The 17,503-nt window shown below is 72.5% G+C and carries 18 protein-coding genes; 16 read left to right on the top strand and 2 right to left on the bottom strand.

Annotation, left to right across the window (positions count from 1 at the left end; genetic code table 11):
- The first annotated feature begins 141 nt into the window (after positions 1–141).
- The 3 genes from ACIBAI_RS19590 to prcA all read left to right on the top strand — a co-directional run bounded on the left by ACIBAI_RS19590 (position 142) and on the right by prcA (position 2,330).
- Positions 142–360 carry a ubiquitin-like protein Pup gene (locus ACIBAI_RS19590; protein WP_344603303.1) on the top strand — a complete coding sequence of 73 codons (219 nt, stop codon included), beginning with the start codon at positions 142–144 and terminating at the stop codon, positions 358–360.
- A 305-nt stretch (positions 361–665) separates the two neighbouring features.
- On the top strand, positions 666–1,511 hold the full coding sequence (gene prcB / locus ACIBAI_RS19585; protein ID WP_399035840.1) for a proteasome subunit beta: 846 nt from the start codon (positions 666–668) through the stop codon (positions 1,509–1,511).
- Between the two features lie 72 nt (positions 1,512–1,583).
- A complete protein-coding gene (gene prcA, locus ACIBAI_RS19580; RefSeq protein ID WP_399035838.1) occupies positions 1,584–2,330 on the top strand; it encodes a proteasome subunit alpha in 747 nt (248 codons plus the stop codon).
- 265 nt (positions 2,331–2,595) lie between these two features.
- On the opposite strand, the gene ACIBAI_RS19575 is transcribed toward prcA, so the two are convergent.
- Positions 2,596–3,606: a LacI family DNA-binding transcriptional regulator gene (locus ACIBAI_RS19575; protein ID WP_399035837.1), complete on the bottom strand. Its 1,011-nt coding sequence runs from the start codon at positions 3,604–3,606 to the stop codon at positions 2,596–2,598.
- Between the two features lie 106 nt (positions 3,607–3,712).
- On the opposite strand from ACIBAI_RS19575, the gene ACIBAI_RS19570 reads away from it, so the two are divergent.
- The 12 genes from ACIBAI_RS19570 to ACIBAI_RS19515 all read left to right on the top strand — a co-directional run bounded on the left by ACIBAI_RS19570 (position 3,713) and on the right by ACIBAI_RS19515 (position 15,592).
- Positions 3,713–4,972, top strand: a complete 1,260-nt coding sequence (locus ACIBAI_RS19570) for an MFS transporter (protein ID WP_399035835.1) — start codon at positions 3,713–3,715, stop codon at positions 4,970–4,972.
- Positions 4,973–4,981: 9 nt separating this feature from the next.
- A complete protein-coding gene (gene pafA, locus ACIBAI_RS19565; RefSeq protein ID WP_399035834.1) occupies positions 4,982–6,343 on the top strand; it encodes a Pup--protein ligase in 1,362 nt (453 codons plus the stop codon).
- A gap of 153 nt (positions 6,344–6,496) precedes the next feature.
- Positions 6,497–7,498 (top strand): FKBP-type peptidyl-prolyl cis-trans isomerase, encoded by a 1,002-nt coding sequence (locus ACIBAI_RS19560; RefSeq protein ID WP_399035832.1) that lies wholly within the window; start codon positions 6,497–6,499, stop codon positions 7,496–7,498.
- A 60-nt stretch (positions 7,499–7,558) separates the two neighbouring features.
- Positions 7,559–7,930, top strand: coding sequence for an FKBP-type peptidyl-prolyl cis-trans isomerase (locus ACIBAI_RS19555; protein ID WP_344603289.1), 372 nt, complete (start codon positions 7,559–7,561; stop codon positions 7,928–7,930).
- Between the two features lie 127 nt (positions 7,931–8,057).
- Entirely contained in the window at positions 8,058–9,011 is a 954-nt protein-coding gene (locus tag ACIBAI_RS19550; protein ID WP_399035830.1) for a helix-turn-helix transcriptional regulator, read from the top strand.
- A gap of 18 nt (positions 9,012–9,029) precedes the next feature.
- Complete coding sequence (locus tag ACIBAI_RS19545) at positions 9,030–10,061, top strand: helix-turn-helix transcriptional regulator (protein ID WP_399035829.1); 1,032 nt, start codon at positions 9,030–9,032, stop codon at positions 10,059–10,061.
- A 118-nt stretch (positions 10,062–10,179) separates the two neighbouring features.
- A complete protein-coding gene (locus tag ACIBAI_RS19540; protein ID WP_399035828.1) occupies positions 10,180–10,473 on the top strand; it encodes a hypothetical protein in 294 nt (97 codons plus the stop codon).
- A gap of 35 nt (positions 10,474–10,508) precedes the next feature.
- Entirely contained in the window at positions 10,509–10,703 is a 195-nt protein-coding gene (locus tag ACIBAI_RS19535) for a hypothetical protein (RefSeq protein ID WP_399035826.1), read from the top strand.
- A 270-nt stretch (positions 10,704–10,973) separates the two neighbouring features.
- A complete protein-coding gene (gene tatA, locus ACIBAI_RS19530; protein WP_344603279.1) occupies positions 10,974–11,258 on the top strand; it encodes a Sec-independent protein translocase subunit TatA in 285 nt (94 codons plus the stop codon).
- 48 nt (positions 11,259–11,306) lie between these two features.
- Positions 11,307–12,257, top strand: coding sequence for a twin-arginine translocase subunit TatC (gene tatC, locus ACIBAI_RS19525; protein WP_399035824.1), 951 nt, complete (start codon positions 11,307–11,309; stop codon positions 12,255–12,257).
- 154 nt (positions 12,258–12,411) lie between these two features.
- A complete protein-coding gene (locus ACIBAI_RS19520; RefSeq protein ID WP_399035822.1) occupies positions 12,412–15,264 on the top strand; it encodes a DEAD/DEAH box helicase in 2,853 nt (950 codons plus the stop codon).
- Positions 15,265–15,439: 175 nt separating this feature from the next.
- Positions 15,440–15,592 carry a hypothetical protein gene (locus ACIBAI_RS19515; protein WP_399035820.1) on the top strand — a complete coding sequence of 51 codons (153 nt, stop codon included), beginning with the start codon at positions 15,440–15,442 and terminating at the stop codon, positions 15,590–15,592.
- Here ACIBAI_RS19515 and ACIBAI_RS19510 read toward each other — a convergent pair.
- Positions 15,586–16,542: an RluA family pseudouridine synthase gene (locus ACIBAI_RS19510; protein WP_399035819.1), complete on the bottom strand. Its 957-nt coding sequence runs from the start codon at positions 16,540–16,542 to the stop codon at positions 15,586–15,588. The two genes, ACIBAI_RS19515 and ACIBAI_RS19510, sit on opposite strands and share 7 nt — an antisense overlap.
- 80 nt (positions 16,543–16,622) lie before the next feature.
- Here ACIBAI_RS19510 and ACIBAI_RS19505 point away from each other — a divergent pair, with 80 nt between their 5' ends.
- A complete protein-coding gene (locus ACIBAI_RS19505; protein WP_399035818.1) occupies positions 16,623–17,204 on the top strand; it encodes a GNAT family N-acetyltransferase in 582 nt (193 codons plus the stop codon).
- Positions 17,205–17,503 lie beyond the last annotated feature (299 nt).

Below are 17,503 nucleotides of genomic sequence, written 5' to 3'. Positions count from 1 at the left end.
AGGGTGGAAAATCCCGGGCCCGGGAATCATCGAGGTGGCCCCCGTACGTTGGAGAGACTGCGGGGCCACTGTCAGACCCGGCTTGTAGGGTCTGATCTTGACCGAGCAACTGTGTCGGGCGAACCGAGCGGGGTGAGGGTGATGGCGACCAAGGACACCGGCGGCGGACAGCAGAAGGCCACCCGGTCCACCGAGGAGGTCGAGGAGCAGGCGCCGGAGGCGCAGGGCTCGGAGGACCTCAAGGAGCGGCACGAGAAGCTCTCGGACGACGTGGACTCGGTACTGGACGAGATCGACGACGTGCTCGAGGAGAACGCCGAGGACTTCGTGCGCTCCTTCGTGCAAAAGGGTGGCCAGTAGGCCCTGCTCGCCTTCGGACGGAAGGCGGACGGGCGGGCGAGCGACGGACGAGCGGAGGGGGAAGCGCTGCGCGCGGCACGGTGCGGCCGTGCCGCGCGCAGCGCTTCGCCCGGCCGGCGCCGGGAGCCGGGAGCGGCGGGTTCCCGCTCCGTCCCCGCCGTCGCCTCCGCCGAGTATGTGGATCACCCCCGGAAGGCGGGTAGGGTCCGTGCCGTATCGTGCTCCCGCCGCCTCGCCGGCGGGAGCAGTTCCAAGGATCGGCCCGACGTCACAGGGCGGGCTGCCGCATACGTGGAAGGAATCGCGTGGAAGCCAACACTCGTAGCACCGGGCGTCTACCAGCTGCCTTCCTGACGCCAGGGTCTTCCTCCTTCATGGACTTCCTGTCCGAGCACCAGCCCGAACTGCTGCCGGGCAACCGGACGTTGCCGCCCCTGCAGGGAGCGGTCGAGGCGCCGCACGGCACGACCATCGTGGCCGTCGCCTTCCCCGGCGGCGTGGTGCTCGCCGGTGACCGGCGGGCCACCATGGGCAACGTCATCGCCCAGCGGGACATCGAGAAGGTCTTCCAGGCCGACGAGTACTCCGCGGTGGGCATCGCCGGCACGGCGGGTCTGGCCGTGGAGATGGTGAAGCTGTTCCAGCTGGAGCTGGAGCACTTCGAGAAGGTCGAGGGGGCGCAGCTGTCCCTGGAGGGCAAGGCGAACCGCCTGTCGACCATGATCCGCTCCAACCTCGGCATGGCGATGCAGGGCCTGGCCGTGGTGCCGCTGTTCGCCGGATACGACGTGGACCGCGCCCAGGGCCGCATCTTCTCCTACGACGTCACGGGCGGCCGCTCCGAGGAGCGGGGCTACGCGGCCACGGGCTCCGGCTCGATCTTCGCGCGCGGTGCGATGAAGAAGCTCTTCCGTGACGACCTGACCGAGGCCGAGGCCACGACGCTGGTGGTGCAGGCCCTGTACGACGCGGCAGACGACGACTCGGCGACCGGTGGCCCCGATGTCGCCCGCCGGATCTATCCCATCGTCACCGTGATCACCGAGGACGGCTTCCGCCGGCTCACCGAGGACGAGGCGTCCGGGATCGCCCGCTCCGTCCTGGAGCGGCGGCTGGAGCAGCCCGACGGGCCGCGCGCCGCGCTGCTGTAGGCGGCGGGCGCTTTTCTCGCCAGGGTGGTCCAGTGACTTCGACGGAACCTTAAGGAAAGGGACGGACAACCGGTGTCGACGCCGTTCTATGTCTCACCTCAGCAGGCCATGGCCGACCGGGCGGAATACGCCCGCAAGGGCATCGCCCGTGGTCGCAGCCTGGTCGTGTTGCAGTACGCCGACGGCATCGTGTTCGTCGGTGAGAACCCGTCCCGCGCGCTGCACAAGTTCAGCGAGATCTACGACCGGATCGGCTTCGCGGCCGCCGGCAAGTACAACGAGTACGAGAACCTGCGGATCGGCGGCGTCCGCTACGCCGACCTGCGGGGCTACACCTACGACCGGAACGACGTGACCGCGCGCGGTCTCGCCAACGTCTACGCGCAGACGCTGGGCACGATCTTCTCCAGCGTGGGCGAGAAGCCGTACGAGGTGGAACTGGTCGTGGCCGAGGTGGGGGAGACCCCGGAGCAGGACCAGATCTACCGGCTGCCGCACGACGGGTCGATCGTGGACGAGCACGGCTCGGTGGCGGTCGGCGGCAACGCCGAGCAGATCAGCAGCTACCTGGACCAGCGGCACCGGGACGGGATGTCGCTGGCGGAGGCGCTGAAGCTGGCCGTACAGGCCCTGTCCCGCGACACCAACGGCAGCCAGCGGGAGATCCCCGCGGAGCGGCTGGAGGTGGCGGTGCTGGACCGTACGCGGCCGCAGAAGCGCAAGTTCAAGCGGATCGGCGGCGCGCAGCTGTCGCGGCTGCTCGAAGCCGCCGACGGGCCGGACGGCTCGAAGGAGTCCTCCGGCTCCGAGACGGAGTGACCGTCCGTATCCCGTGACGCGCCCCGGCCTGTGGAGGCCGGGGCGCGCGTGTCTTCGGCGGCCGGGCGGGGACGCGTGTGTCCTCGAGGGGCGGCGGGGCACGGGTGCCGGTGCCCGCGGCGCGGGGAGCCTGCCGCGGATGTGCCGGAGCGCCCGCGGCGGTCCGCGCGGCCGAGCGGGGGCGAGCGGGGACGGGTGCCCGCGGCGCCTGCGGCCGCTCGGCGGGCCGGGGCCGTGCCGGGGGGTGCGCGGAGGCGTCCGTCCGTCAGCGCGGCGGGGCCGTGGAGCTCCGTACGACCAGGTGCACCGGGATGTCGCCGGCCTCGGGGGTGCGGCCCTCCAGGACCGCCAGCAGGGCCCGCATGCCGCGTTCGCCGAAGAGCTCCGCGTCCAGGCGGACGGTGGTGAGCTCCGGGTCGATGGCCGTGGCGAGGGCGAGGTCGTCCAGCCCGGTCACCGACAGGTCGTCGGGGACGCGCAGGCCGAGGCGGCGGGCCGCCTTGTACGCGCCGGCGGCCAGTTTGTCGTCGTCGCAGACGACCGCGGTGGGGCGAGGACCGGGGGCGGCGAGGGCGGCCTCGGCGGCGGCGCGGGCGCCGTCGATGGAGATGGGGGCGCGGGCCGTGCGGAGCGAGGCGCCGGGGACACCGCCGACGCGGGCGGCCAGCTCGCGGGCGCGCACCTCGAAGGTCCAGGACGGCACGTCCGCGGCCAGGTGCAGGAAACGGCGGTGGCCGAGGGCCAGGAGGTGCTCCGCGATCTGGCGCACACCGTCCGCGATGTCGAGGTTGACGGTGGCCGCGCCCAGGCTGCCCTCGGGATCGCTGTCCAGCATCACCAGGGGCAGCTGGTCGCCGCGGATCGCCGTGAGGGCGTCGGCCGCCATGGAGGAGGCGATGACGCCGTCCAGGGCGGCCTGGGCGGACGCGAAGGGGTCCCGGGCCGGGCCGATGCCCTCGGGGGAGGGGTAGAGGACCACGCCGAAGCCGTGCTCGGCGGCCACCCGGGCGGCGCCCGTGTAGACGCCGGCGAAGAACTCCGTGGTCAGGGCCGGCACGACCAGGAGCACCGTGCGGGTACGGCCCAGGCGCAGATTGCGGGCCGCCAGGTTCGGACGGTAGCCCAGGTCGCGCGCGGCCTCGCGGACGCGCTGCGCCGTGGCCTCCGAGACCCGGCCGCGCCACTTCCCGCCGAGGACCAGGGAGACCGCGGCCTGGGAGACGCCGGCGGCCCGGGCGACGTCCCGGCTGGTGGGGCGGGTGCTGCCTCGTACCACCGTCGGCCTGCTCCTTCGTCTGGACGCGTGAACAGCGGACATGGTACGTATGAGAGGCGTGGTTATACGTAAAACTTGACGTGGGCGAGGCGAGGAAGGGCGGATCATGGCCGCGGGGTACCTGGAGATCCTCAGGGCGAGACACGCCGTCCGGCTGCTCGTCGGCACGCTCGTGGGACGGCTGCCCAACGCGACGGCCGCCATCGCGATCGTGCTGTTCGTCCGGGCGGAGGGCGGCACGTACACCCTCGCGGGCGCGCTGGCGGCCGTGTACGGCGTCGCCAACGCCGTGGGGCAGCCCGTCCTCGGACGGCTCGTGGACCTGTACGGGCAGCCGCGCGTGCAGTTGCCCGCCGCGCTGGCCTCGGCGCTGGCCATGGCGGTCTTCGCCGGTGCCGGCACCTCGGCGCTGCCGCTCGCCCACGCCGCCGTGGCGGCCGCCGGGCTCTTCACGCCGCCCCTGGAAGGCGGTCTGCGGGCGCTGTGGCCGAGTGTGCTGCGCAAGGAGGAGCAGGTGCACACGGCGTACGCCATGGACGCCGTGGCGCAGGAGGTGATGTTCACCGTCGGGCCGCTGCTCGTGACGCTGTGCGTGTCGCTGTGGTCGGCCCAGGCCGCGCTGCTGGTGCTGAACGTCATCGGAGTGCTCGGGGCGCTCTGCGTGGTGCTGTCGCCGCCCTCGCGGGCCTGGCGGTCGGCGCCGCGCGAGGCGCACTGGCTCGGGGCGCTGCGCTCGCCGGGGCTGCTCGCGCTGCTGGGCGCGTTCCTGTTCGTCGGGATCGCCCTCGGATCCATCACGGTGGCCGCCGTGCCGTACGCGGACGACCACGGCGGCGACGCGGTGTACGGCTGGCTGATGGCAGCCCTGGGGCTCGGCGCGCTCGTCGGCGGGAGCGTCTACGGGGCCCGGCGGTGGACCGGCGAGCCCGCGCGGCGACTGCGCGTCCTGGTGGCCCTGCTGGCGGTGTGCTACCTGCCGCTGACGCTGATGCCGGGCGTGGCGGCCATGGTGGCGCTCACCGCGCTCGCCGGGGTCTTCCTCGCGCCGTCCATCGCCTGCGCGTTCGTCCTGGTCGACCGGCACGCGCCGCGCGGCACGGTCACCGAGGCGTTCTCCTGGCTGGTGACGATGTTCACGGTCGGTCACTCCGTCGGCACGGGGATCGCCGGCCCGGTCGTCGAGGCGGGCGGGGCCCTGTGGGGCTTCGCCGTGCCCGGCGCCGCGGGAGGCGTGTCCCTGCTGGTTTTGCTGGCCACCGGGCGGGTACTCGGCACGTCCCCGGGACGAGCGGTGATTGCGGCACGTTCGGAAAATGATCCAAATCGTGCCGTCGAACCCCGTTTCAGTTCCGGGGATCAGGCGTAATGTTCCCTCATGGACCGCCGCATTTTCGGGCTGGAGAACGAGTACGGCGTCACGTGCACGTTCAGGGGACAGCGCCGTCTGTCGCCTGACGAGGTGGCGCGGTACCTCTTCCGCCGTGTCGTGTCATGGGGCCGCAGCAGCAATGTCTTCCTGCGCAACGGCGCCCGCCTCTATCTCGACGTGGGGTCGCATCCGGAATACGCCACTCCCGAATGTGACGATGTGATCGAACTCGTCACCCACGACAAGGCGGGCGAGCGCATTCTCGAGGGACTCCTGGTGGACGCGGAACGACGCCTGCACGAGGAGGGAATCGCGGGCGACGTCTACCTCTTCAAGAACAACACCGACTCGGCGGGAAACTCCTACGGCTGCCACGAGAACTATCTGGTGGCCCGGCACGGGGAGTTCTCGCGGCTCGCGGACATCCTCATCCCGTTCCTGGTGACCAGGCAGCTGCTGTGCGGCGCGGGCAAGGTGCTGCAGACGCCGCGCGGTGCCGTGTACTGCGTCAGCCAGCGGGCCGAGCACATCTGGGAGGGCGTCTCCTCGGCGACGACCCGCTCCCGGCCGATCATCAACACCCGCGACGAGCCGCACGCGGACGCCGAGCGCTACCGCCGGCTGCACGTCATCGTGGGCGACTCGAACATGTCCGAGACGACCATGCTGCTCAAGGTCGGCGCCACCGACCTGGTGCTGCGCATGATCGAGGCGGGCACCGTGATGCGCGACCTCACCCTGGAGAACCCGATCCGGGCGATTCGCGAGGTCAGCCACGACATCACCGGCCGCCGCAAGGTCCGCCTGGCCAGCGGCCGCGAGGCCTCCGCCCTGGAGGTGCAGCGCGAGTACTACGAGAAGGCGCTGGACTTCTGCGAGCGCCGCGGCATCCGCACCGGCACGGTGGAGCAGGTGCTGGAACTGTGGGGCCGCACGCTGGACGCGATCGAGACCGAGGACCTCGACCGCATCGGCACCGAGATCGACTGGGTCATGAAGTACAAGCTCATCGAGCGGTACCGCAGCAAGCACAACATGACCATGTCGCATCCGCGGGTCGCGCAGATAGACCTCGCCTATCACGACATCCATCGCCGTCGTGGCCTGTACTACCTGCTGGAGAAGAAGGGGCAGGCCGCCCGGATCTGCAACGACCTGAAGATCTTCGAAGGCAAGTCGGTGCCGCCGCAGACCACGCGGGCGCGGCTGCGCGGCGACTTCATCCGGCGGGCCCAGGAACAGCGCCGCGACTTCACCGTCGACTGGGTCCATCTCAAACTCAATGACCAGGCCCAGCGCACGGTGCTGTGCAAGGACCCGTTCCGTTCCGTGGACGACCGGGTGGAGAAGCTGATCGCCGGAATGTGAGGCGGCGAACGGGACGTCCGACGTGGGGCACGTGCTCCGCGCGGCATGCCGGAACGCCACACGGGCGCCGTACGTTTCCCGTACGGCGCCCTTCTCACGCCGTAGAGTTGCGCGCACGTCATCCACAAGATCGATCGATTACGAGGCCCCATCGTGCGCCGACGCTCACTTCTGATTGCCGTACCCACAGGACTGGTCACGCTCGCCGCATGCGGCGACGAAGGGTCCGACTCGAGCAAGGCCACCGAAAGCGCCTCCCCCTCGGCGTCGGCCACCTCGGCCGCGCCGCCGCCGAAGATCGTCGACGGCCCGCTGCCCGCGATCACCGCGGGCAGGGGGTTCGGTGAGAAGCCGACGGTCGCCAAGGGCAGCGGCGAGCCGTCGGAGCAGCTCGCGGTGAAGACGGTCATCGCGGGCAGCGGCAGGACGGTGGCCGAGAACGACTACGTCGTGGCCCACTACCTCGGCCAGATCTGGGACTCCGCGAAGGTCTTCGACAACTCCTACGACCGCAGGACCCGCCTGGTCGTCCAGCTCGCCCAGGGCAGCATCATCGACGGCTGGCGCTACGCCCTGACCGGCAGGAAGACCGGCAGCCGCGTCGAGATGGCCGTCCCGCCCACCTGGGGCTACGGCTCGCAGGGCAACCAGCAGGCGGGCATCGAGGGCACCGACACGCTGGTGTTCGTGGTCGACGTGGAGGACGCCTTCAACGCCAGGAGCTCGGCGAAGGGCACCGAGGTCGCCCAGGACGACATCGGCCTGCCCAAGGTCGGCACCAACACCGACGGCGCGGCGCCCGCCATCGAGGTCCCCCGGAGCGACGCGCCGAAGAAGCTGGTGGCGAACTACGTCATCGAGGGCGACGGCGAGAAGGTCGCCGCCACCGACAGCGTCCTCGTGCAGTACAAGGGCGTGCTGTGGGACGGCGGCAAGGAGTTCGACTCGTCGTACGCCAACAAGCAGCTGGTGTCGTTCGGGCTCCAGCAGGTCGTCAAGGGCTGGGCGCAGGGCCTGACCGGCAAGAAGGTCGGCAGCCGGGTCCTCATCGTCATCCCCCCGGAGCTGGGCTACGGGGACAATCCGCCGGCCGGCAGCGGTATCGCGAAGGACTCCACCCTGGTCTTCTCGGTCGACATCCTGGCGAAGATGTGATCCCCGGGGATGTAAGACTGTGGGTGTTCGCCTTTCCGCAGACAAGCAGGAGCTAGAGACGTGAGCATCGACAAGCCCGAGATCGACTTCCCGGGCGGCGAGCCCCCGGCGGATCTCGAGATCAAGGACATCTGGGAAGGCGACGGCCCGGTCGCGCAGGCGGGCCAGACCGTCACCGTGCACTACGTCGGTGTCGCCTTCAGCACGGGCGAGGAGTTCGACGCCAGCTGGAACCGAGGCACCCCCTTCCGCTTCCCGCTGGGCGCGGGCCGGGTCATCAAGGGCTGGGACCTGGGCGTGCAGGGCATGAAGGTCGGCGGCCGCCGCCAGCTGACCATCCCCGCCCACCTCGCCTACGGCAACCAGAGCCCGACCCCGGCGATCAAGCCCGGCGAGACCCTGATCTTCGTGGTCGACCTGCTCGGCGTCTGACCAGGACCCGGCCGGACCGATCACCCGGGGCCCATGTCCGTCCGGGCATGGGCCCTCGGCTTTTGCCGTGCCGCCGTGGAGCGGTACGGTCGTCGGTCGTAAGCACCACAGGAAGCGAAGGGCGTCGATGGCCATTGCCAAGGCCGAGCGGCTGATGAATCTGGCGCTGTGTCTGCTCGGGACGCGGCGGCCGCTCAGCAAGCGCGAGCTGCGCGAGTCCATCGAGGCCTACCTCGAAGCGGGCAGCGACGACTCCTTCAACCGGATGTTCGAGCGGGACAAGGACGACCTGCGCGAACTCGGGCTGGTCATCGAGACCGTCGAGGGCCTGGACGGCGAGGTCGGCTACCTGGCCCGCCGTGACAGCAACCGCCTTCCGCCCATCACCCTCGACGCCGAGGAGGCCGCCGCGCTGGGGCTCGCCGCCAAGGTGTGGCAGCAGGCCCGGCTCGCGGGCGCGGCCAGCGGAGCCCTGCAGAAGCTGCGCGCGGCCGGGCTGCCCGAGGACGTCGACCCCTACGGGGCCCACGGCGCGCTGGAGCCCCGCATCCCGGTGCACGAGGCCGCCTTCGAGCCGCTGATGCTGGCCTGCCGCGACCGCCGCCCGGTCGTCTTCGAGTACCGCAAGGCCACCGCCGCCCACCCCGGGACCCGGCACGTCGAGCCGTGGGCGCTGGAGTGCTGGCGCGGCCACTGGTACCTGGCGGGCTGGGACCGCGACCGGGGCGCCGAGCGCGTGTTCCGGCTGTCCCGGATCACGGGGAAGGTGCGTTCGCGCGGCGGCCGGTTCACCGCTCCCGTCCCGGACGTCGTCACCGTCCGGGAGACCGTCGCGAGCTGGGCCGGGGAGATCGCCGACCGCTCCGCGCGGATCCGGCTGCGCTCGGGCGCGGGCTACCCCCTTCGGGCGAAGGCCACCTCGGTGCGGGAACTCGGCGACGGCTGGGACGAGTTGGAGATTCCGTACGGGCACGGTCTGGACGCCTGGCTGGTCGAGTTCGGGCCGGACGTGGTGGTCCTGGAGCCGGCCGAGCTGCGCGCCGACGTGGTGGACCGGCTGCGCGCCGTCGCCAAGGGCTGAGGGGGAGCGGGAAACACAGTGGCAGGCAAACCGGTCAGGCCCACGAACGCCATCGACCAGACCCGGCGGATGCTCTCCCTGGTGACGTACCTCAGGGAGCGCCCCGGAGCCCGGATCGAGGACGTGGCGCGCGCCTTCGGGATCACCGAGGACGAGCTGGTCTCCGACCTCGACGTGCTGCCCATGTGCGGCACCAGCTTCCGCGGCGGCGACCTGCTCGACATCGACACCGACGGCGAGCGCATCTGGTGGCACAACCCCGACGACGTCGCGGAGCCGCTGCGGCTCGCCGCCGACGAGGCCACCGCCCTGCTCGTCGCCGCCCGCGCCGTGGCGACGCTGCCCGGTCTGCGCGAGAGCGACCGGCAGGCGCTGCTGCGGGCCACGGCCAAGGTGGAGGCCGCGGCCGGCGAGGCGGCCGGCGCCAGCTCCCGCCTGTCGGTGACCTTCGAGTCCGAGGGCGGCGTCTTCGCCGACGTCGACCGGGCGATCTCCGAGCGGCGCCGGCTGTGGATCCGCTACTACTCGCCCGCCCGCGACGAGGTCACCGAGCGCGAGATCGACCCGATCCGCCTGGTCAGCGTCGGACACACCTACGTGGAGGCCTGGTGCCGGCGCTCCGAGGCGCGCCGCACCTTCCGGCTCGACCGGGTCGCGGAGATCAGGATCCTGGACGAGCCGTCCGCGCCGCCCGAGATCGAGCTGCGGGACCTGTCCGAGGGGCTGGTGCAGCCGGCCGCCGAGGACCCGCAGGTCGTCGTGGAGGTCGGCCCGGGCGGGCGCTGGGTCGCCGAGTACTACCCGCACGACAGCGCGGAAGAGCTGACCGACGGAGGTCTGCGCATCACGCTGCGCACCCCCGACCCGGCGTCGCTCAGACGCCTGGCGCTCCGGCTCGGGCGCGACGGCCGGATCGTCTCGCCGCCCGAACTCGCCGACAGCGCCCGCCAGGCGGCCCGCGAGGCGCTGGCGGCGTACGACGGGATCGGGGCGCGGGAGCCGCGCGGAGCGCTGGCGGCCCACGACGGGCAGGACGACGGGCGCGAGTGAGCGCGCCGGTGCCGAGGCCGGAACGGGCGAAGGCACCACAGGACCGAGGACGGCCGCCCCGCCGGCACCGGCGGTGGCGTCCCGGAGGCGAACGACCGGAAAAAGGGGAGCGAGGGCTTTGAGCGAGTCTGCGAAGTCTGGTGCGCGGGGCATGACGGTGGCGTCCGCGTTCGCCGGGATGAGAAGCGTGTCCCCGGTGGTGTTCAGGGCGGGCTGCCCCGACTGCCGGGGCCGCTTCGAGCTCGCCGCGAGCGCTCTGCGCCTGGCCATCGGCGCCTCCAGCCGCACCACCTTCTACTCCTTCACCTGCCCCGAGTGCGGTGTCCTGGTCCGCAAGCCGGCGGGGGAGCGGATCGTGGAGCTGCTCACCGGGGGCGGTGTGCGGACCCTGCGCCTGCATTCCACCCTCTGAGGGCCGGGCCGGGGAGAGGGTCTAGGCTCGACGCCATGCTCTGGCCGATGTTCGCGGTAGCTGTGGGTTTCCTGGGTCTCGCGGTGCTCGGGGTGCTGGCCGTGCGGGTCTTCGTGGAGGCGCAGCGCCTCGGCCGGCAGGTCTCCGACTCCGCGCGCCGCATCAACCGGGCCGCCGAGGAACTGGAGCGCGCCGCGGCCGCCGCGGGCCGCGCCGTGGACGCGCTGTGAGGCGCACCACCGGTGGCCGCGAGTCCCGCGTGACAGGCGCTCCGGGCCGCTTCACCCTGTCGGCTCGCCGGTTCCGGCAGGTACGCTGCTGATCGCGGCCCGGAGAACGAGGCCCGGACCGCGGACGGGAGTACGCACAGGGGTTGCACGGGGATTGCCCCCCGTTCACCCCCCGGCGTTACGATCGCTGACAACGCGATCGATCGGACACATGTCCGGCCGATCGGACAGCACCCCACCCAAGCCGCCTCGGTGAGAAGGTAAAGACTTATGTTCGGAAGGCTCGGAGCCCCCGAGATCATTCTCATCCTCGTCGTCATCATCCTGCTGTTCGGCGCGAAGAAGCTTCCGGACATGGCGCGGTCGCTCGGCAAGTCCGCGCGCATCCTCAAGAGCGAGGCCAAGGCGATGAAGGAGGAGAGCAAGACCTCCCCCGCCCCGGCCGGGCCGCCCGCCGGCGAGGAGCCGCCCGCGCAGCGCACCATCCAGGCCGCTCCCGGCGACGTGACGAGCTCGCGCCCGGTCACGGAGCCGACGGACACGACCAAGCGCTGACCTGGAGCCGGTGACCTCCGGCCCCGCCGTACGAGATGGGAACGTGGGTTGCTGAAGCCTGCCCGCAAGAAGGAGAAGGATCCCGAGGGGCGGATGCCCCTCGCGGAACACCTGCGTGAGCTCCGCAACCGGCTGGCGAAAGCCGTTCTGGCCATCGTCGTCGTCACCGTCGTGGCCGCCTTCTTCTACAACGACATCATCAACTTCTTCACCAAGCCGATCCTGGAGTCGGTCGGCTGTTCGAAGACCTTCGAGGAACTGACACGGCCTTCCTCCGGCACCGAGCCGTGCGCGCAGATCACGATCAACGGTCTGATCACGCCGTTCACCCTGGCGCTGAAGGTGTCCCTGATGGCCGGTGTGGTGCTGGCCGCGCCGGTCTGGCTCTACCAGCTGTGGGCGTTCGTCGCCCCCGGCCTGCACCGGCACGAGAAGAAGTACGCCTACGCCTTCGTCGGCACGGGTTTCCCGCTCTTCCTCACCGGTGCCTTCTTCGCGTACAAGGTGCTGCCCACCACCGCGGAAGTGCTGATCGACTTCACGCCGGTCAACATCGACAACCTGCTGCCGCTCGACGACCTGCTCGACCTCGTCACGCGCATGGTCATCGTCTTCGGCCTCTCCTTCGAGCTGCCCCTGCTGCTGGTCATGCTCAACTTCTCCGGGGCCATCTCCGGCCGGCGCATGCTCGGCTGGTGGCGCGGCATGATCATGGGCATCACGCTCTTCGCGGCCATCGCCACGCCCAGCACCGACCCGTTGACCATGGTGATGCTCGCCGGACCGATCTGGGTGCTGTACTTCGCCGCCGTGGCCGTCGCGCTGCTCAACGACCGGCGCAGGCGCCGCCGCGAGGCCCTGGGCCCCGCCGACGACGAGGCTTCCGAGCTGGACCTCACCCCCGAGGACATCGGCGGGATCGAGCCCGTGACGGCCACCCCCGCCCTGCCGGAGCAGGCGGGCCGGGACCGGGTCAACGGGTACGACGACGTGACCTGAGCCGCTCCCGCCCGGCCGCTCCGGCTGCCGGAGCGGCCGTCCCCCCGCTCGCGGGCGGGGCCGGTGCCCCGGGCCCGGCCCCGCGGGCGGCACGGGCCGGGCCGTCGGCGCTGAGCTGCGAGGATCCGGGATTCGCCGGGACCTGATCCGGATAATGATCGTCCTGTTGTCGGTGGTGCCCGGTACGCTCGAAAGTACGATGACAGAGGACCTCTCTCCGGCCGAGCGGTACGCGGCAGCACGCAGGCGCGCTGCCGAGCAGGCCACCGCGCTCGCCTCCTTCCGCGAGATGTACGACTTCGGCCTCGACCCCTTCCAGATCGAGGCCTGCCAGGCACTCGAGGCGGGGAAGGGCGTCCTGGTCGCCGCGCCCACCGGCTCCGGCAAGACGATCGTGGGCGAGTTCGCCGTCCACCTCGCCCTGCGGCAGGGCAAGAAGTGCTTCTACACGACCCCCATCAAGGCGCTGTCGAACCAGAAGTACGCCGACCTGTGCCGTCGCTACGGCACCGGCAAGGTGGGCCTGCTCACCGGCGACAACAGCGTCAACTCCGACGCCCCGGTGGTCGTGATGACCACGGAGGTGCTGCGGAACATGCTGTACGCCGGCTCGCAGACCCTCCTCGGCCTCGGCTACGTGGTCATGGACGAGGTGCACTACCTCTCCGACCGCTTCCGGGGCGCCGTCTGGGAGGAAGTGATCATCCACCTTCCCGAGTCGGTGACGCTGGTGTCGCTGTCCGCGACCGTGTCGAACGCCGAGGAGTTCGGCGACTGGCTCGACACTGTCCGCGGCGACACCGAGGTCATCGTCTCCGAGCACCGGCCCGTGCCGCTGTTCCAGCACGTGCTGGCCGGACGCCGGATGTACGACCTGTTCGAGGAGGGCGAGGGCCACAAGAAGGCCGTCAACCCCGACCTCGTGCGGATGGCGCGCATGGAGGCGAGCCGCCCGTCGTACCCGGACCGGCGGCGGGGCCGCGCCATGCGCGAGGCCGACCGGGAGCGGGAGCGCAGACAGCGGACGCGGGTGTGGACGCCGAGCCGGCCCGAGGTCATCGAGCGCCTGGACGCCGAGGGCCTGCTGCCCGCGATCACCTTCATCTTCAGCCGCGCCGCCTGCGAGGCCGCCGTCCAGCAGTGCCTGTACGCGGGCCTGAGGCTCAACGACCAGGAGGAGCGGGAGCAGGTCCGCGCCCTGGTCGAGGAGCGCACCTCCTCCATTCCGCCCGAGGACCTGCACGTCCTGGGCTACTACGAGTGGCTGGAGGGCCTGGAGCGCGGGATCGCCGCCCACCACGCGGGCATGCTGCCGACCTTCAAGGAGGTCGTCGAGGAGCTGTTCGTGCGCGGCCTGGTCAAGGCCGTCTTCGCCACCGAGACCCTCGCCCTCGGCATCAACATGCCGGCCCGTTCGGTGGTGCTGGAAAAGCTCGTCAAGTGGAACGGCGAGCAGCACGCCGACATCACCCCCGGCGAGTTCACCCAGCTCACAGGGCGTGCCGGGCGGCGGGGCATCGACGTCGAGGGCCATGCCGTGGTGCTCTGGCAGCGCGGCATGAACCCCGAGCACCTGGCGGGGCTGGCCGGCACGCGGACGTATCCGCTGCGCTCCAGCTTCAAGCCGTCGTACAACATGGCGGTCAACCTGGTCGAGCAGTTCGGCCGGCACCGTTCGCGGGAACTGCTGGAGACCTCCTTCGCGCAGTTCCAGGCGGACAAGTCGGTCGTCGGCATCTCGCGGCAGGTACAGCGCAACGAGGAGGGGCTGGAGGGCTACAAGGCCTCCATGACCTGCCACCTCGGCGACTTCGAGGAGTACGCGCGGCTGCGCCGCGAGCTGAAGGACCGCGAGACCGAGCTGGCCCGGCAGGGCGCGGTCCAGCGGCGGACGGAAGCGGCCGTCGCGCTGGAGAGGCTCAAGCCCGGCGACGTCATCCACGTCCCCACCGGCAAGTACGCCGGTCTCGCGCTGGTCCTGGACCCGGGCCTGCCCGCCGGCCGTTCCAACGGCCACCGCGGCTTCGAGCACCACGACGGTCCGCGCCCGCTGGTGCTCACCGCCGAGCGGCAGGTCAAGCGGCTGGCGTCCATCGACTTCCCCGTTCCGGTCGAGCCGCTGGAGCGGATGCGGATCCCGAAGTCCTTCAACCCGCGCTCGCCGCAGTCCCGCCGGGACCTCGCCTCCGCGCTGCGCAGCAAGGCCGGGCACATCGAGCCCGAGCGGCACCGCAAGCGCCGGGCCGTCGCCGCGGACGACCGGGAGATCGCGCGGTTGCGCAAGGCGATCCGCGCGCATCCCTGCCACGGGTGCAACGACCGGGAGGACCACGCCCGCTGGGCCGAGCGCTACCACCGGCTGCTGCGGGACACCTCGCAGCTGGAGCGGCGCATCGAGGGACGGACGAACACGATCGCCCGTACGTTCGACCGGATCGTGGCGCTGCTGACCGAGCTGGACTACCTGCGCGGTGACGAGGTGACCGAGCACGGCAAGCGGCTCGCGCGGCTGTACGGCGAGCTGGACCTGCTGGCCAGCGAGTGCCTGCGCGCGGGCGTCTGGGAGGGGCTCTCCCCGGCGGAGCTCGCCGCCTGCGTCTCGGCGCTGGTGTACGAGGCGCGGGCCGCCGACGACGCGATGGCGCCGAAGCTGCCGTCCGGCAAGGCCAAGGCCGCGCTCGGTGAGATGGTCCGGATCTGGGGGCGCCTCGACGCCCTGGAGGAGGAGTTCCGGATCCGGCAGACCGAGGGCGTGGGGCAGCGTGAGCCGGATCTCGGGTTCGCCTGGGCCGCGTACATGTGGGCCTCCGGGAAGGGACTCGACGAGGTGCTGCGCGAAGCGGAGATGCCCGCCGGGGACTTCGTGCGGTGGTGCAAGCAGGTGATCGACGTGCTCGGCCAGATCTCCGCGGCGGCTCCCGCGGAGGGGTCGAGCGTGCCGAAGGCCGCGCGCAAGGCGGTCGACGGGCTGTTGCGGGGAGTGGTCGCCTACTCGTCGGTGGGGTGACCCGCCGCCCGGCACGGATCCGGGCCGGGCGGAAGCGGCCGCTCGCCCCGCGCCCCCCGCGGGCGCGCCCGCGGGGGGGGGGGGCCGCCGTGGAACCGCTGCGCGGCGGCCCGCACAGGCCCGGCGTGGCTGCGTCCGCTGCCCGTGTACGCGCCGGCCCGACGCCCAGCAGGCGGTGATCAAGACGGTGCTGCGGTCCGTCGAGTACGAGGAGATCCAGCGCGAGGCGGCCCGGCGTTCCTTCATCGACATCGCGCGCCGCGTCCGGGCGATCGTCCACCAGCAGAAGGTCCGGCAGCGCCTCGTGCGCTGGTGGCGCGGCTACTGACCGGCGGCCCAGTCCTCGGGCGACGCCCAGGCCGCGAGCACCCGGCCGCTGCGGAACCGGCGGTCCGCCCCCGTGACCGGGTCGGTGAACTCCAGGCTCCGTGCCAGCAGCTGGAGCGGCCGCCGGAAGTCGCCGGCCGGCCCGGGACCGGTCACCTCGGGGTAGAGCGGATCGCCGAGGATCGGCACACCGAGCGCGGCCATGTGCACGCGCAGCTGGTGCGTCTGCCCGGTGCCGGGCACCAGCCGGTACCGGGCGAGCCCGTCGGCCGCCCGGTGCTCGATCAGCTCGATCCGGCTGACCGCGTTCGGCTCGCCCGGCACCTCCCGCGCGGTCAGCACCCCGCGCTCCTTCACGATCCGGCTGCGCACGGTCCGGGGCAGGACGAGCGAGGGGTCGTACGGGGCGATCGCCTCGTACTCCTTGCGCACCCGGCGGTCGCGGAACAGCGTCTGGTACGCGCCGCGCTCCTCGGGCCGCACGGTGAACAGCACCAGCCCGGCGGTGAGCCGGTCGAGGCGGTGCGCGGCGGTGAGCGCCGGGACGCCCAGCTCCCGGCGCAGCCGCGCGAGCGCGGTCTCGGCGACATGGGCGCCGCGCGGAGTGGTGGCCAGGAAGTGCGGCTTGTCGACGACGACGAGATGCTCGTCCCGGTGCACCACCTCCAGCGGGAACGGCACCGGCACCTCGGCGGGCAGCTCCCGGTGGAACCACACGAACATCCCCGGCCGGTACGGCGCGTCCGGCGCCACCGGCCGCCCGTCCGCGCCGACGACCAGCCCCGCGTCGAACATGCCGTCGACGACGCCGGGGCCCGCGCCGGACAGCCGCTCCACCAGGTGCTCCCGCACCGTGGCCCACGCCCCGCCGGCCGGCAGCCGCACCCGCACCGGGTCCACCCCGTGGCGCTGGGGCAGGGGTGCGGGCGGGGCAGGGGCACGGCGTCTCATCGCGAGCAAGGGTACGAGGAGGCGTACGCCGCCGGAAAACCGCTGGGCCCGCCGCCGCGGCCGTGGGCAGGATGAGGACCATGCCCTACCTCACCGGTCCGGTCCTGCCCGCCGGCGCCCTCGCCCGCACGCCGCAGCCCACCCTCCGCACCGGCGACGGACTCCTCCTGCGCCCCTGGACGGCCCGGGACGCGCCCGCGGTCCACGAGATCTTCCAGGACCCCGTCCTGCGCCAGTGGCACGTCCGGGCCGCCGACTCGCAGGAGGAGGTCGCCGGCTGGATCGAGGAGTGGCGCACGGCCTGGAAGGAGGAGCGGTCCGCGCAGTGGGCCGTGGCCGAGGCCGCCGGCGACCGGCTGCTGGGGCGGGTCGCGCTGCGCGAGATGAGGCTCGACGAGGGCGTCGCCGAGGTGGCGTACTGGACCGCGGCGGCGGCCCGCGGCCGGGGCGTCGCGGCCCGTGCCGCGACCGCCCTCGCCGCCTGGGCCCTCGACGAGATCGGCTTCCACCGCCTGGAACTCCTGCACGCCGTCCGCAACGAGGCCTCCTGCCGGGTCGCGGCCAAGGCGGGCTTCGCCCTGGAGGGCACCAAGCGCAGCGCCGCCCTGCACGCCGACGGCTGGCACGACATGCATCTGCACGCGCGCGTGCAGGGCGACTGAACCGGACGGCGGCTTCCCGCCGGCCGCGCGGAGCGGGGCCGGCGTCACACCGGCCCCGCGCACGACGGGCCGGCGTCGTACCGGCCCGTGCGCGGTGAGCCGGCGGCGCACCGGCACGGCCGGGGCGCAACCGGGCACCGCCGCGGCGTCCCCGGGCGCCGGCGGGCGGGCACCGGTCGCGCGGGCGTCGCCCCGCCGGGGGGGGGGGGGGGGGGTTTTTATTGGGCGTCCCCCGCGCGGGCGGCGGCGGGGGGGGACCGGCGGGGGCGCCCCGCGGGGCCCGCAGACGCCCCGGGTGG

Origin of the sequence: Streptomyces sp. NPDC051041 (assembly GCF_044456065.1) — a bacterium.
Lineage (GTDB): Bacteria > Actinomycetota > Actinomycetes > Streptomycetales > Streptomycetaceae > Streptomyces > Streptomyces glaucus.
The sequence above is the reverse complement of the archived record's forward strand: the minus strand, read 5'-3'. Positions and strand labels throughout refer to the sequence as shown.

Coding starts and splice junctions, on each gene's coding strand:
- ACIBAI_RS19590 (WP_344603303.1), top strand. CDS start 142: ATGGCGACCAAGGACACCGGCGGCGGACAGCAGAAGGCCACCCGGTCC.
- ACIBAI_RS19570 (WP_399035835.1), top strand. CDS start 3,713: ATGGCCGCGGGGTACCTGGAGATCCTCAGGGCGAGACACGCCGTCCGG.
- pafA (WP_399035834.1), top strand. CDS start 4,982: ATGGACCGCCGCATTTTCGGGCTGGAGAACGAGTACGGCGTCACGTGC.
- ACIBAI_RS19550 (WP_399035830.1), top strand. CDS start 8,058: ATGGCCATTGCCAAGGCCGAGCGGCTGATGAATCTGGCGCTGTGTCTG.
- ACIBAI_RS19535 (WP_399035826.1), top strand. CDS start 10,509: ATGCTCTGGCCGATGTTCGCGGTAGCTGTGGGTTTCCTGGGTCTCGCG.
- tatA (WP_344603279.1), top strand. CDS start 10,974: ATGTTCGGAAGGCTCGGAGCCCCCGAGATCATTCTCATCCTCGTCGTC.
- ACIBAI_RS19520 (WP_399035822.1), top strand. CDS start 12,412: ATGATCGTCCTGTTGTCGGTGGTGCCCGGTACGCTCGAAAGTACGATG.
- ACIBAI_RS19510 (WP_399035819.1), bottom strand. CDS start 16,542: ATGAGACGCCGTGCCCCTGCCCCGCCCGCACCCCTGCCCCAGCGCCAC.
- ACIBAI_RS19505 (WP_399035818.1), top strand. CDS start 16,623: ATGCCCTACCTCACCGGTCCGGTCCTGCCCGCCGGCGCCCTCGCCCGC.